The sequence below is a fragment of the Nonomuraea sp. ZG12 genome (assembly GCF_052068115.1).
Taxonomy (GTDB): domain Bacteria; phylum Actinomycetota; class Actinomycetes; order Streptosporangiales; family Streptosporangiaceae; genus Nonomuraea.
Genome location: NZ_JBQHCW010000001.1, coordinates 790,891 through 804,777, shown reverse-complemented (window position 1 = coordinate 804,777; position 13,887 = coordinate 790,891). Strand labels below are relative to the sequence as shown.

Annotated in this window: 13 protein-coding genes and 1 pseudogene; 5 read left to right on the top strand and 9 right to left on the bottom strand. The window is 70.8% G+C overall.

Features of this window, described 5'->3' with window-relative positions:
- Positions 1-63 precede the first annotated feature (63 nt).
- Positions 64-1,788 carry a protein kinase domain-containing protein gene (locus ACTMTF_RS03780; protein WP_441109224.1) on the top strand — a complete coding sequence of 575 codons (1,725 nt, stop codon included), beginning with the start codon at positions 64-66 and terminating at the stop codon, positions 1,786-1,788.
- 7 nt (positions 1,789-1,795) lie between these two features.
- On the opposite strand, the gene ACTMTF_RS03775 is transcribed toward ACTMTF_RS03780, so the two are convergent.
- Both ACTMTF_RS03775 and ACTMTF_RS03770 read right to left on the bottom strand, forming a co-directional pair.
- Positions 1,796-2,821 carry a LacI family DNA-binding transcriptional regulator gene (locus tag ACTMTF_RS03775; protein ID WP_397000177.1) on the bottom strand — a complete coding sequence of 342 codons (1,026 nt, stop codon included), beginning with the start codon at positions 2,819-2,821 and terminating at the stop codon, positions 1,796-1,798.
- Between the two features lie 107 nt (positions 2,822-2,928).
- Positions 2,929-3,075: pseudogene (locus ACTMTF_RS03770) on the bottom strand (alpha-amylase family glycosyl hydrolase); the annotation flags it as partial.
- A gap of 233 nt (positions 3,076-3,308) precedes the next feature.
- On the opposite strand from ACTMTF_RS03770, the gene ACTMTF_RS03765 reads away from it, so the two are divergent.
- Entirely contained in the window at positions 3,309-4,592 is a 1,284-nt protein-coding gene (locus ACTMTF_RS03765; protein ID WP_441109223.1) for an ABC transporter ATP-binding protein, read from the top strand.
- A gap of 81 nt (positions 4,593-4,673) precedes the next feature.
- On the top strand, positions 4,674-5,297 hold the full coding sequence (locus ACTMTF_RS03760) for an FMN-dependent NADH-azoreductase (protein ID WP_441109222.1): 624 nt from the start codon (positions 4,674-4,676) through the stop codon (positions 5,295-5,297).
- A 64-nt stretch (positions 5,298-5,361) separates the two neighbouring features.
- Here ACTMTF_RS03760 and ACTMTF_RS03755 read toward each other — a convergent pair whose 3' ends face one another.
- The 5 genes from ACTMTF_RS03755 to ACTMTF_RS03735 all read right to left on the bottom strand — a co-directional run bounded on the left by ACTMTF_RS03755 (position 5,362) and on the right by ACTMTF_RS03735 (position 9,698).
- Complete coding sequence (locus ACTMTF_RS03755) at positions 5,362-6,549, bottom strand: acyltransferase family protein (protein ID WP_441109221.1); 1,188 nt, start codon at positions 6,547-6,549, stop codon at positions 5,362-5,364.
- 124 nt (positions 6,550-6,673) lie between these two features.
- Complete coding sequence (locus ACTMTF_RS03750) at positions 6,674-7,837, bottom strand: acyl-CoA dehydrogenase family protein (RefSeq protein ID WP_441109220.1); 1,164 nt, start codon at positions 7,835-7,837, stop codon at positions 6,674-6,676.
- Between the two features lie 3 nt (positions 7,838-7,840).
- Complete coding sequence (locus ACTMTF_RS03745; protein ID WP_397000186.1) at positions 7,841-8,359, bottom strand: MaoC family dehydratase; 519 nt, start codon at positions 8,357-8,359, stop codon at positions 7,841-7,843.
- 40 nt (positions 8,360-8,399) lie between these two features.
- Positions 8,400-9,035 (bottom strand): amino acid-binding protein, encoded by a 636-nt coding sequence (locus ACTMTF_RS03740; protein ID WP_441109219.1) that lies wholly within the window; start codon positions 9,033-9,035, stop codon positions 8,400-8,402.
- Positions 9,036-9,302: 267 nt separating this feature from the next.
- Positions 9,303-9,698, bottom strand: a complete 396-nt coding sequence (locus tag ACTMTF_RS03735; RefSeq protein ID WP_441109218.1) for a VOC family protein — start codon at positions 9,696-9,698, stop codon at positions 9,303-9,305.
- A 206-nt stretch (positions 9,699-9,904) separates the two neighbouring features.
- Between ACTMTF_RS03735 and ACTMTF_RS03730 the strand changes: the two genes are divergently transcribed.
- Entirely contained in the window at positions 9,905-10,507 is a 603-nt protein-coding gene (locus ACTMTF_RS03730; RefSeq protein ID WP_397000192.1) for a hypothetical protein, read from the top strand.
- Positions 10,508-10,576: 69 nt separating this feature from the next.
- Positions 10,577-10,780, top strand: coding sequence for a hypothetical protein (locus ACTMTF_RS03725; protein ID WP_441109217.1), 204 nt, complete (start codon positions 10,577-10,579; stop codon positions 10,778-10,780).
- A 19-nt stretch (positions 10,781-10,799) separates the two neighbouring features.
- Here the strand turns inward: ACTMTF_RS03725 and ACTMTF_RS03720 are convergent, their stop codons facing one another.
- The gene (locus ACTMTF_RS03720) at positions 10,800-12,053 is read right to left on the bottom strand and encodes a hypothetical protein (protein WP_441109216.1); all 1,254 of its coding nucleotides are present in this window, start codon (positions 12,051-12,053) and stop codon (positions 10,800-10,802) included.
- Positions 12,054-12,107: 54 nt separating this feature from the next.
- A complete protein-coding gene (locus ACTMTF_RS03715; protein WP_441109215.1) occupies positions 12,108-13,883 on the bottom strand; it encodes a glycoside hydrolase family 13 protein in 1,776 nt (591 codons plus the stop codon).
- Positions 13,884-13,887: the final 4 nt, after the last annotated feature.

Genomic DNA, 13,887 nt, shown 5'->3' with positions numbered 1-13,887 from the left:
GAGCGTGCCGGACAGAGGATCGGCCGGTTGAGTCGTGACCGCGATGGCGAGAGGACAGCGACGTTGGGGCAGCAGGGGCGCTCCGCTGGCACTCCGCTGACGCCAGAGGATCCGCCGACGATCGGCCCGTACGAGCTGGTGAGCCGGCTCGGGTCGGGCGGCATGGGCACCGTCTATTTGGCGAGGGATGCCGACGGCGGGCAGGTGGCGCTCAAGGCGATCCGCCGTGACTACACCGCCGACCCGGTCTATCGCGCGCGTTTCCACGAGGAGGTGTCCAACGCCCGCAAGGTCGCCTCGTTCTGCACCGCCCGCGTGCTGGACCACGGCGAGCACGACGGCGTCCTCTACCTCGTCACCGAGTACATCGACGGCGTCTCGCTGGAGGACCACCTCATCCAGCAGGGCAGTCTGTCGCCGTCCATGCTGCACTCGGCGGCCGTGGGCGTGGCGGCGGCGCTCACCGCGATCCACGCGGCCGGTCTCGTGCACCGCGATCTCAAGCCCGCCAACGTGATGCTGACGCTCGCCGGGCCGCGGGTCATCGACTTCGGCCTGGCACGCTCCTCCCACGTCGGCTCCCGGCACACCAACGCCGGCATGGTGATGGGCACCCCCGGCTGGATCGCGCCCGAGCAGGTCTTCGAAGGCCGCACCAGCCCGGCGGGCGACGTGTTCGCCTGGGGGTCGCTCATCGCGTACGCGGGGCTGGGCGGGCATCCGTTCGGCGAGGGCGACGCCTATGTGATGGCGGCCCGCGCCCGCACCGCGCCGCCCGACCTGCGCGGCCTGCCCGCCCCGCTCGACCGGCTGGTGGCCGCCGCCATCCACCCGGACCCCGCCCGCCGGCCCACGGCCAAGCAGCTGCTGCTGGAGCTGGTGAGCGCGACGGACGAGCCCGCCGCGCAGCTCGCCGCGACCCGTCACCTCACCAGCACCTGGAACCCGGCGGAGTTCCCGCCGCTGGCGCAGGCCCGTCCCCCGCACCAGCCGCCCGCCGGACAGGCGCCCCCGCCCGGGCAGGCGCCGCCGGGTGCGGTGCCGCCCGCGCACCGGACGGGACCGGTGCCGCTGGCGCATCGGACCGGACCGGTGCCCCTGCCACCCCGGGGCGGGCAGGTTCCGCCGGCTCACAAGACAGGGCCGGTGCCCCTCCCGCCGCACGGCGGGCAGGCTCCGCCATCCCACAAGACAGGACCGGTGCCGCTGCCACCCCGAGGGGGGCAGGCTCCGCCACCCCATCAGACCGGGCAGGGGCCGCTGCCGCCGCGCCGGGGTGTGCCGCAGAGGTTCCAGCCCGTCAGGCCGGCCAAACCGGCCAAGGGCTTCCTCACCGGATGCATGGCCGTGCTCCTGATCACGCTGGTGTTCCTGGCGCTGCTGGTGGCCGTACTCACCTGGCTGTCACGCAGCCCGGCCGTCGGCGACGCCGACGGCCCGGTGCGGGACGGCAAGCTCAACTTCGCCGTCACGAGCACGAAATGCGCCAAGCCCGGCAAGGCCGTCTCCTCACGGACCTGCCGGGTGGCCCTGAAGGTCACCAACGAGGGCCCGGAGGCGCGGGTCCTCTACCCGGCCCAGCAGCTGCTCCTCGACCGGGAGGAGACCCCGCACGGGGCCACCCGGCTGCTCGACAAGGAGGGCGCGCAGATCCAGCCGATCAGCATCGGCCCCGGCGAGTCCTTCACCGGCACCCTGCTGTTCGAGCTTCCGAAGAACGCCGAGCCGGCCGAGCTGGAGCTGCACGACTCCGCGCTGAGCACCGGGGTCCGGCTCGTCCTGGACTGACCGGGGCTCAGCGGTTGACCAGGGGCCCGGAGCCGGTGGAACCGCGGACCACCAGCTCGGGCTGGAAGATCAGCTCGACGTGCTTGGCCTGAGCGCCGTTGATCTCTTCGAGCAGCGTCTGCACGGCCGCCGACGCCATCGCGCCGATCGGCTTGCGCACGGTGGTGAGCGGCGGGTCGGTGAAGGCGATGAGCGGCGAGTCGTCGAAGCCGACCACCGACACCTCCCCCGGCACCGACAGACCCCTCTCCCGGCAGGCGCGGATCGCGCCGAGCGCCATGAGGTCGCTCGCGCACACAATGCCGGTGCAGCCGCCGGCCAGCAGCTGGGCGGCGGCGGCCTGGCCGCCTTCGACGGAGAACAGCGAGTGAGAGATGAAGTCGTCGACGTCGGTGGCGCCGAGCAGCTGCGCCATCGCCTGCCGATATCCCTCGATCTTGCGGATCACCGGCACGAACCGGCGCGGGCCGAGCGCCAGCCCGATGCGCTCGTGCCCGAGGTCCACGAGGTGCTGCACGGCGAGGCGGACGGCCATCCGGTCGTCGGGTGAGATGAAGGGGGCGTCGATGCGCTCGCTGTAGCCGTCGACCAGCACGATCGGCAGGCCGCGCTCGGTGAGGCGGGTGTAACGGTCCATCCGGGCGGTGGTGTCGGCGTGCAGGCCGGAGACGAACACGATGCCGCTGACGCCCCGGTCCACGAGCAGTTCGGTGAACTCGTCCTCGGGCGCGCCGCCGGGCAGCTGGGTGCACAGCACCGGTGTGTAGCCGTGCTGGGTCAGCGCCCGCTCGATGGCCTGCGCGAACGCGGGGAAGATCGGGTTGTCCAGCTCGGGGGTGACCAGGCCGATCAGCCCGTTGCTGCGCTGCCGCAGGCGGGGCGGCCGTTCGTAGCCCATGAGGTCGAGCGCGGCCATCACGGCCTGCCGGGTGGCGGCGGAGACGCCCGGCTTGCCGTTGAGCACGCGGCTGACGGTGGCCTCGCTCACCCCGGCCTGGGCGGCGATGTCGGCGAGGCGGGCGTGACCGTTCATGGCTGCCACTTTAGTTTCCACCGATCAGTGGAGTCGGGTGCTGCTGGGCCGCCACGCTGAACGGCGCCCGGCCCGCAGGGCTGCCGTAGCGGGTGACGTGCCGCTTGCAGCCAGATGGCGTCCACGCCGAGCCCCGACAGGTGAGGCAGGCGATCACGAACACCTATCAGGTCGCCGACGCCGTCACCGTCTCCGTCGGCGAAATTGCGTACGTACACCTGGTGGATCACCGCGTCGCGCCACTCTGCGCCCATGCTTCGCCCCCGCTCGTTCCCGACCATTGAAAGCCCTTGCCGCAAGCTTACGCAAGCATTTCCAGAGAACAGTTATTCGGACATTCAGCGGCACAAACGACCAAAACCCCCCGTCCGAAACCCCTGCTATAGAGATCCTTTGTGTCAAGGGTGGACACATGGCGTTAAGGCGCGATGTACTACCCCTCCGATCAGCCATAGTTACAGATGACGCGCGTGCAAGGTGTGGGCCCATGAGCTCGGTCGTTCTCGACAAAGTGACCAAGGTGTATCCGGGCGGCCACCTGGCGGTCGACCAATTGAGTCTCAGGGCCCAGGACGGCGAATTCCTCGTCCTACTAGGCCCTTCCGGATGCGGCAAATCTACGTTATTGCGAATGATTGCCGGATTGGAGGACGTCACCGAAGGCGAACTCTGGCTCGACGGCGAGATGGCGAACCATCTGCCGCCGCGCGATCGTGACGTCGCCATGGTCTTCCAGAACGGCGCGCTCTATCCGCACAGGACCGTGCGCGGCAACATGGCCTTCCCTCTGGAGATCGCCAAGGCGGACCCGGCGATGGTCCGCGAGCGCGTGATCGAGCTGTCCAAGGCACTGCACATCGACGAGACCCTGGACCGCCGCCCCGGCACCCTGTCCGGCGGCCAGCGCCAGCGGGTGGCCATGGGCCGCGCCATCGTCCGCCAGCCCAAGCTGTTCCTGATGGACGAGCCGCTGTCGAACCTGGACGCGGGCATGCGGACCGAGCTGCGGATGGAGATCTCCGCCCTGGTCAGGTCGCTCGGCGTCACCACCATCTACGTGACGCACGACCAGGTCGAGGCGCTCACGCTGGCCGACCGGATCGCCATCCTCAACAAGGGCGTCCTGCAGGACGTGGGCACCCCAGCCCAGATTTACAACGATCCAGCCACCGCCTTCGTGGCGGCCTTCCTCAACTCCCAGCAGCTGAACCTGCTGGCCGCGACCGTGCGCACGCCGCAGAACCAGTTCATCCTGCTCGACTTCGGCCCGCATCAGCTGACCATCCCGTGGAGCGATCCGCGCGCGTACGCCATCTCGCAGCACACCGGCAGCCAGGTTCTGGTCGGCATGCGGCCGGACGGCCTGGCACCGGTACCGGAGTCGTACGAGGGGCCGTCGTTCTTCGGCCGGGTGCGCGCGCTGGAGTATCACGGTCACGAGTGGATGGCCTACGTCGAGTGCGGCATGCCCGCCGTGCCGGTGCCCGAGCCGCCGGACCGGCGCGTGGCCTCCAGCGGCCTGGTCAGCGGGCGGGGCGGCCTCGGCGGGCTGGTGCGCCGGCTGTTCTCGCCACGCGAGGAGGAGGCGCAATCGCAGGAGCAGGTCGGCCAGCATCCGGGCAGCGGCGGGCACCGGCGCGCGGACCTGATCGTCCGGCTCGGCAACCGCCCGGCGTGGCGGGCCGGTGACGCGGCCAAGATCGCCGTGGACCACACCCGTCTGATGATCTTCACGACCGAGGGCGCCCGGATCGACAAACCCCAGCGCTGACCTTCCTTGACCAAACGGACCGCAGTCCATATTGTCGACCTCAGACAAGTGGACCGCGGTCCGTAATGGAAGGAATGCGTCATGAGCCGGTTGCTGCACATCTCCGCCTCCCCCCGGGGAGCGGAGTCGATCTCGCTGGGGATCGCCGAGACGTTCACCGAGGAGTACCTGGCCGCCCACCCCGGCGCCGAGGTCGATCGCTTCGATCTGTGGGACGGGACGCTGCCCGAGTTCGGGCCCGCCGCGGTGGCGGCCAAGATGGCGGTGATCGGCGGCGCCGAACCCACGGGCGACCAGGTCGAACCCTGGGCCGCCGCCGTGCGCGCCTTCGAGCGGTTCGACCGCTACGACCGCTATCTCTTCAGCGTGCCCATGTGGAACGCGGGGGTGCCGTACAAGCTCAAGCAGCTCATCGACGTGCTCAGCCAGCCGGGCCTGGTCTTCGACCTGAGCGTCGAGACGGGCTACCGGCCCTTGCTGACGGGCAAGCGGGCCACCGTCATCTACACCAGCTCGGTGTGGGGTCCGGGGGTGGGGCCCGGGTTCGGCAACGACTTCCAGTCCACGTACTTCGGGGACTGGCTGAGGTGGGCCGGCATCACCGACGTCCAGGAGATCCGCCACCACCCCACGCTGACCGGCGACCACGCCCACGCGCGCAAACTCGCCGACGACCGCGCCCGCCGGCTGGCCCGGACGTTCTGATCAGCGGGGCGGGGCGGCGCTCCGGCATCGCCGCCGACGGGCCGTCGACCGGCGCAGCCGGCGGCTAGGAACGGGGGCGGGCGAGGCGGCGGCCCAGCGACTGCATGGGCAGCTCCACCCAGCGGTACGTCAGCGCGCTGACCCCCAGCACCAGGGCCATGGCCAGTGCCGCCATGGCGATCTGCAACGGCACCGGCGAGCGGCGCAGGTCGCCGGTGAGCGCGCTGAAGTACTTCAGCAGCGGATGGTGCACCAGGTAGAGCGAGTAGCTGATCAGCCCGAGCCAGGCCGGCAGCCGTGGCACCCGCCGTCCGCGCAGCGCCATGCCGCCCGCGAAGGTGGCGGCCGCCAGCGCGATCGTGGTGATCCACACGTCCGGCTCGACCCACCACCAGCCGGACATGATCGCCCAGAACGGGGCGATCACCACCAGCACCGCAGTGACCGCCACCGGCCACAGGCCGCCCTCGCCACGCTCCCACCGGTAGATCGCGGTCCCGGCGAACATCAGCGCCACCACGGCCACGCCCAGCCACGGCACCCGGCTGTTGAGCACCAGCATCGCCAGCGCCATCACGCCGAGCGCGCACCCGGCGGTCCTGCGGAATTTGCCGGTGATCAGGCAGACCAGCCCGGCGGCGAACACCGCGCACGAGGCGTAGGCCACCCAGCCGCCACCGAGCACCGCCCGGCTCATCACCAGCCCCGCCACGACGGAACCCGCGGCGAACAGCATCGCGATCAGGCCGCTGCGGTCGTGCAGCCGGAGCATGAACAGGGCGGTGACCAGCAGGTAGAAGACCATCTCGTAGGAGAGCGTCCACATCGTGTCGGCCACGCCCGCGACCCCGGCCACGTCGAGCAGCATCGTCGCGTGCCCGGCGACGGCCGCGCCGTCGCGGGACACCGACGGCCGCACCGGCACCCACCAGGACAGCGCCAGCACCGTGACGGCGACGGCGAGATAGAGCGGGTAGAGCCGGAAGACGCGGCTGACCCAGAACGCCCGCACGTCGCCGTGCCGCTCCAGCGAGGCGGGAATGATGTAGCCGCTGACCAGGAAGAACACGAAGATGCCGTAGACGCCGAGGCTGAACCAGTAGGGCCGTGCCCAGGGCATGTACCACGGCAGCAGGTGCTCGGCCACCACCGCCAGCGCCCCGATGCCGCGCAGCGTGTCGAGCCACGCCAGCCGGGTCTGTCCGGTGCGGGGGGATGCGGGCAGCGTGGAAGCGGCAGGGACGATCGGCACCCGCCACAACCTACCCTGACTCATCCGGCAAATACCCGGATGTCAGCGATGCGTGGACGGAGGCGCATGCCGGCCGGGGTGACCGCACCGTCTCACCAGCTCACTCTCTCACCAGCCCACTCTCTCACCAGCCCACTCTGCCCTTGCCCGAGATGAGGGCTCGGGCGATGACCAGGCGCTGCACGTCGTTGGTGCCCTCGCCGATCGCCATCAGCGGCGCGTCCCGGTAGAGCCGCTCGACGACGAACTCCTGCGAGTAGCCGTAGCCGCCGTGGATCCGCATGGCCTCCAGCGACGCCTTCAACGCCACCTCGGAGGCGAAGTACTTGGCCATGCCCGCCTCCATGTCGACCCGCTTGCCGCCGTCGGCCTGGGAGGCGGCCCAGTAGGTCAGCAGCCGGGCCGCCTGGATCTCGGTGGCGAGGTCGGCCAGCTTGAGCTGGATGGCCTGGAACTCGGCGATCGGCCGGCCGAACGCGATCCGCTCACGGGCATAGGCGAGCGCCGCGTCGTAGGCCGCCTGGGCGACGCCGACGGCGCGGGCGGCGATGTTGACGCGGCCGATCTCCAGCCCGCCGAGCACCTGCTGCATGCCCCGCCCCGCCACCCCGCCGAGCAGCGCGTCCACGGGCACCCGCACGCCGTCGAGCGTCACCTCACACGTCTCGGTGCCCTTGTAGCCGAGCTTGGGCAGGTCACGGCTGACCCCGAACCCCTCGGCCGAGGGATCGACGAGCAGCACCGACATGCCCTTGTGGGCGGGCTCGGTGATCGAGGTCTTGACCAGCACGGGCAGCGGGTCGGCGTGACGGGCGTTGGTGATCCAGGTCTTGGTCCCGGTGACGACGTAGTGCTCGCCGTCGCGTACGGCGCGCGTCGTGATGCCCTGCAGGTCAGTGCCCGCGCCGGGCTCGGTGAGCGCGATCCCGGTACGGCGCGCGCCGGTGGCCAGGTCGGGCAGATGGGCGCGCTTCTGCTCGTCGGTGCCGTGGCGGGCGATCATCCAGCAGGCCAGTGAGTGGGAGCCGATCGTGCCTGCCACCCCCATCCAGCCCCGGGCGATCTCCTCGAAGACCAGGGCGAAGGAGACCATGTCGGCCCCCAGCCCGCCGTACTCCTCCGGCACGCTCAAGCCGAACAGCCCCATCAGCTTCATCTTCTCGACGATCTCGGTCGGGTAGCGGCCGGAGTGCTCCCACTCGGTGGCGACGGGCATGATCTCCTTGTCCACGAAGGCGCGCAAGGTCTCGCGGAAGGCCCGCTGCTCGTCGTTCAGCTCGAAGTCCATCGCTCACGCCTCCAGGGGACCGGTCTTGGCCTGCGGGAAGTAGCCCTTGTCGTGCGGGGCGTCGCGCCGGTAGACCATCACGGTCCGCGTCCACGACATGAGCTCGTCGCCGTCCTGGTTGAGCCCGCGGGTGCGGCAGGTGACGATGCCCGCGTACGGGCGCGACTTCGACTCACGCTTGGCCGTGACGACGGACTCGGCGTAGACCGTGTCGCCCACGAACACCGGGTGGGTGAGCTTGATGTCCTCCCAGCCGAGGTTCATCATGGCCGTCTGGCTCACGTCCGTCACTGACAGCCCGAGCACGATCGCGACCGTCAGCCCGGAGTTGACGATGATCCTGCCGACCGGGGCCCGCGCGGCGAAGTGGGCGTTGAAGTGGTTCTGGTTGGTGTTCATCGTCAGCAGCGTGAACCACGTGTTGTCGGCCTCGCTGATGGTGCGGCCCAGGGGATGCTGATAGACGTCGCCGATCACGAAGTCCTCGTAGTAGCGGCCGATGCGGGCTTCGTGAACGGTCACGGGCGGCTCCTCGATGCGCTGCTCAGACCGCTCACGTTAATCAGCCGGAGTTTTGCGGGTCAATCACAGGCGTCCGCGCGCGGGCCGCCAGCGTCGAGACCACGTCCACGATCCGCACCGCGCGTTCGAGCTCGGCGCGGTGGAACACCGGCCCGTCGGCGCGCGCCACGAGCACGTGCAGCCCGTGCGTGACCACCGGCAGCAGCATCAGGCGCAGCTTCTCGGTGTCCAGGGTGGCGGCCCTGGGCGGCGGCTCGGGCAGGTCGATGTAGTCGGGGGCGGCCAGCGAGGCGTGCCGTACGGCGCCGTCGCAGTAGGCGACGGACCACTCGGCGCCGCACAGCATCGGCAGCGCGTCGACCAGCGTCGCCAGGCCGCGGGACGGCTCGGCGGCCACGTGCATGAGCAGGTCGTAGTCGGGGGCGGAACCGGGCACCTCGCGCGTCGCCCACACGCCTTCGACCCGCACGCCGGGCACCGCCGAGAAGCGGTCGCGGACCTCGCCGGTGCTCGCCGCGCCGGGCCAGGAGACGGTGAAGTCGTCCACCGCCCGGCCGGCCTCGCGTTCGAGCACGGTCACCTGCAAGATGTCGGCGCCCAAGGTGCCGAGTACCTTCGCCACCCTGCCCAGTCCTCCGGGCTGGTCCGGCAGCGACACCCTCAGTCGCAGCAGCATTGCCGCCCCCTTTCCAGACGCTCTCACAGTGCCGTGGAAAGGTTTCCAGCATGTTCCACGGACATGTCACACATGCTGCGGTATTTCCCAGCATGAACGGACATATCCGGACTTGTCGACCAGTGCACGGCAAGCACTTATGCGCGGTATTCCCCCGACCATCTTCCCTTCCTCGACGCGCTCAAGCGAGCGAGATGCCGATCCCGATCCGGCGGCCGCCGCCGCCGGACCGTACCCGTGACCTCAGCCCTGACCTCAGCCCTGACCTCAGCCCCGCTCCTGCAGGACCCAGCCGTTCCCGTCCAGATCGTTGAAGAACACGAACGCGTTCCAGCGGCCGCCCCGCCCCTCGGCCAGGCCGCCGTCCTTGTCGTAGTGCTTGATCGTGCCGGCCTCGACGCCGCCCTCGGCGAGCCGCGCCCGCGCGGCGTCGAGGTCGTCCACCACGATCTGCACCCCCTGCAGCGAGCCCGGCGCCATGCCGGTGGGCGCGCCGATCACGATCGAGCAGCCCGAACCGGGCGGCGTCAGCTGCACGATCCGCGTCTCCTCGGTCGTCCGCGTGTCATGGTCCACCACGAATCCCACCTGTTCGCTGTAGAACGCCTTCGCCTTCTCCACGTCCGCCACCGGAACGGGTATCACCTCGATCTTCCAGTCCATCGATTCGTCTCCTTTCGCCGGGAAGGTTCCATCCGAGCGTCGTACGGTGAACCCGCGGATCGACAACCTCGGGCAGAGTCATTTTCGGAAGATTTTTCGGTTCAAGCATGTCGTTGGCGCGATCCGCCGCTCGTCGCTGACAAATACGCAATCATTGATCCCGGCTACGGAGGGTGGCCGCGGGACGGACGTGCAGAGAGCGCGGTGTGGTGAGGCGCAGGAGAAGATGGCCAGGATGGCTGCATGTCGGTGTCCTGGAGCACCGGCTGACGCGCATGTGGGAGCCCGGCACCTTCCCGCCGCCCGAATCACTGCTGGCCATCATGACCCTGGCAGCCGTCCCCCGGGCGCTCGGCCTGCGCCTGGCCGACCACCTCAGCGGGGGCCTCGTCGTCGGCCCCGGCGCCGTCCCCGACCTGCCCGACTTCGAGAAGCTCCGGGCCATCCCGCTCCCCCAGCAGCAGGGCACCTGGGAGCGTAGCGCCGGCGTCTACGACCCGGCCCTGCGCCGCATCGCCATCGGCAGCGTCCCGTCACCCTCCGTGAGTGTCTGCGGCCACGAGCTCGGCCACGCCATCGACGACTGCGACGGGCGTCCCTCCGCCGACAAGTGGTGGGTCGTGCTGCACGCGCTGCGCCGCCCCCACCTCGCTCCCCCTTACCGGGAGGACGTCTCGGAACTGTTCGCGGAGAGTTTCGCGTGCGTGCTCATCCGGCGCCCCAGCCGTCTCATCCGCCTGCTCGGCGACGACGAGCACACCGCGCACCAGGTCTACCACTGGATGTCCGAACGGTATGGGATCGGCTGACCACGACCCGCGCCCGGCGCCGGCGGCTATGCTGGCTGCCTCACGGGACACCAGGAGGAGGGACGCCCCATGACCGTGCTCATGCTCCCGGGCGGCACCCTGCGTGTCCCCACCACCGCCGTCCTGGACGACGGCACCCGCGTCCACGGCACCCGCGACGTCTCCCCCGACACCCCGGACTACGACCGCTGGCTGCCCTACGCCGACCCCGAGGAGCCGGCCTGGCGCACCGAGCTCGACGAGGCCATCCTCTCCCGCTGGCAGTCTGCGTAGCACCCGCCGAGAGGCGGGGTCAGCCCTGGTAGGCGCCCGCGTGCGGCGCCGAGGGCAGCGGCTTGCCGTTGATGTCCTTGGCGAAGGCCGCCCCGCCGAACCAGGCGGGCGTCAGCCGGACCGCGCGCTCCCGCGCCGGGGAGCCGGGCCGCAGCCGCAGATCGCCGCGGGAGACGAAGCGCGGGTCGGCCATGACGGAGCGGGAGCCGAGGGTGAACTTGGCGGTGCGCGCCCGGTAGACGTTGCCCGCCTCGTCGGCTCCCTTGCCGTCTTCGTAGCCGGCCTCGCCGCCCACGGCGATGACGTTGTTGCGGACCTTGAGGATGGACGGGGAGCAGCCGTCGTGGCAGGACCAGCCGATCGTCTTCCTGGCCGGCATGTAGACGGAGTTGTGCACGACGACGGTGCCCTTGACCGGCCCGACGATGTGCCCGGGGCCGCGGGTGACGAGGAAGGAGCCGATCTTGAGCGAGGAGGTGACGACGTTGAAGGCGAACAGGTTGCCGGTGGCGGTGTCGCCCTTCTTGGCGCCGAGCTCGCTGAAGGTGTTGTTGTTGTGCGAGGTGTTGCGCAGGACCCGGTTGCGGTTGCCGCTGAAGATCTCGATGGCGGCGCCGTCGATGCCGTAGTCGTGGCTCTTGGCGTGGCTGCCGGAGATCGTGTTGTCGGCGACGAGGTTGTCGTCGCCGTTGAGGAGGATGCCGAAGGCGCCGGAGTCGTCGTCGCCGCCCTTGTCATTGACGCTCATCCGGTTGTTGTCGATGAGCTCGCTGTCCTTGACGGTGTTGCGGGCGCCGGTGTGGGTGATGGACACGCCGGTGACGTTGTGGTCGGCTCGCACGTCGGACAGCACGTTGCCGTCACCGCTGATCTCGAATCCGGCCCACTGGCAGTTGGTGGCGCGCAGCCCGCTGACGTGCCAGTGGTCGCCGCTGACGACGACGCAGGCCGAGGTCCGGCCGGTGATCTTGGCGGGCTTGCCGGTGCCGTAGGCCCGCACGACGATGGGCTTGGCCGCGGTGCCGTCTGCCGACAGGGTGAGCGGGCCGGTGAAGCTGCTGCCGCGCTTGACGCTGACGATGTCGCCCGGCTTGAGGTCCGCCGCGTTGACCGCCTCCAGGGACTTCCACGGCGTGGTGGCGCTGGTGCCCGCGGCCGCGTCGTCGCCCGCCTTGGAGTCGACGTAGTAGGTGGTGCCGGCGTGCGCGACGCCCCCGAGCGGCACGGCGGCGGGCAGGAGCGAGACCATGACGGCCACGGACAGCAACCTCATCGAGCACACCACTATCTTGTTCAAAAGTGAATGGGTTGTGCCACCGTAGCGTGATCAGCCGCCGGGACGCCACACGAGCAACGCCGGTCCCGCGCCTGCCAGCACGTCCCTGTCAGAAGAGTTATAAACCGTCTCCATCCGCCCCTCGAACCGCAGCGGTGAGCCGGGCCCCCGGCGCGCGCACACCAGCAGCGTGTCCTGTTCGCATTCGCGGGCGAAGACCAGGCAGTCGGCGTCGGCATGCAGCCAGCGCAGGCCGCCGTGGCGCAGCGCGGGCTCGGCGCGGCGCAGGCCGAGCAGGTCGCGATAGCTCGCCAGGGTGGCGAGGTCCTGGTCGGCGGGGCGGTTCCAGGGCATCGGGGTACGCGAGTGCTCACCGTTCACGCCGGTCAGGCCGTACTCGCTGCCGGCGAACACCATCGGCGTGCCCGGCAGGGTGGCCTGCAGCCCGAGCGCGATCAGGTGGCGCTCGCGGGAGCCGGTGACGGTGCGGACGCGTGAGGTGTCGTGGGAGTCGAGCAGCTGCCAGGAGTGGACGTACGAGCGCCAGGACATGTGCGAGGCGAAGGAGCGGAACGTCGCCAGGGTGTCGCGGCCGTCGTGGCGCGGCACGCCGCCGGGGACGCCGAGGAAGTGGTCCAGGTCCAGGTCGTCGCCGCGCAGCCAGGCCCACACGGGGCGGGTGAAGCCGCCGTAGTTCATGGTGCCGTGCCAGCCGTCGCGGTCGAGGTCGGGTGAGGCGTCGTGGCTGTGCTCGGCGATGAGGGCGGCGGTGGCCGGCAGCGCCCGCCTCAGCAGGGCGGCGGCCTCGTGGGTGTGGTCGGCGGCGGCGCGGCGGCCGGTCATGTTGGCGACGTCCACGCGCCAGCCGTCGAACGGCGGCACCCACCGGGTCAGCGTCTCGCGCATGCGGGTCCGTACGAGCTCGCTGCCCCAGTCGAGCTTGGGCAGCGACTTGACGCCCCACCAGGCCTCGTAGTCGCCGGTGACGGGGTCGATGTGGTACATCTCGCGCTCGGGCGCGTGCGCGTCGGACATCGCGGCGGTGAACCAGGGGTGCGCGTCGCCGGTGTGGTTGGTGACGATGTCGCCGATCAGCCGCATGCCGCGCGCGTGCAGGGCGCCGGCGAGCCGGTGCAGCGCCTGGTCGCCGCCGAGCAGGGGGTCGATCCGGTCGAAGGCGGCGGCGTCGTAGCGGTGGTTGGAGCGGGCGGGGAAGACCGGGGTCAGGTAGACGGTGTCGGCGCCGAGGCTCCGGACGTGATCCAGGTGGGGGACGATGCCGCCGAGGTCGCCGCCGTAGAGCTGCCGGGAGGTGCCGGGGCCGCTGGGGATGACCGGATCGTGGTCCCATCGGCTGGGCAGCGCCCAGGAGGGTGGCTCGCGCTCGGTGCCCGACCGGCCGAAGCGGTCGGGGAAGATCTGGTAGACGATCGAGTCGCGCATCCACGCCGGCGGCGGGTCGTGGCACACGAGCCGGAAGTCGCTCGCGTCGGTCAGGTCGTGCGTCACCGGCCCGGCCGCGGTGAGCCACTGCCGGCCGCGGGGCGTCGACAGCAGGAAGCGGTAGCGGGTGACGGGGTTGGCGGCGACGATCTCGGCCTGCCACCAGACGTCGGTGCGCCCGTACCCGCCGGGGCTGACGCCGGTGGCGACGGCCGCGCGCGCGTAACGCGGCTCGCCATCCTGTACGACGCGGACGAGCACGCCGGTGACCCCGGCGGCCCGCGGCGCCCGCACCCGGACGGTCACCGTGTCGCCGAGCCGAGGCGTCTGCGATGAGACGTACAGGGCCGAGCCGTCGTGGTGTGGATCGTCCAGGAAGCGCATGGAA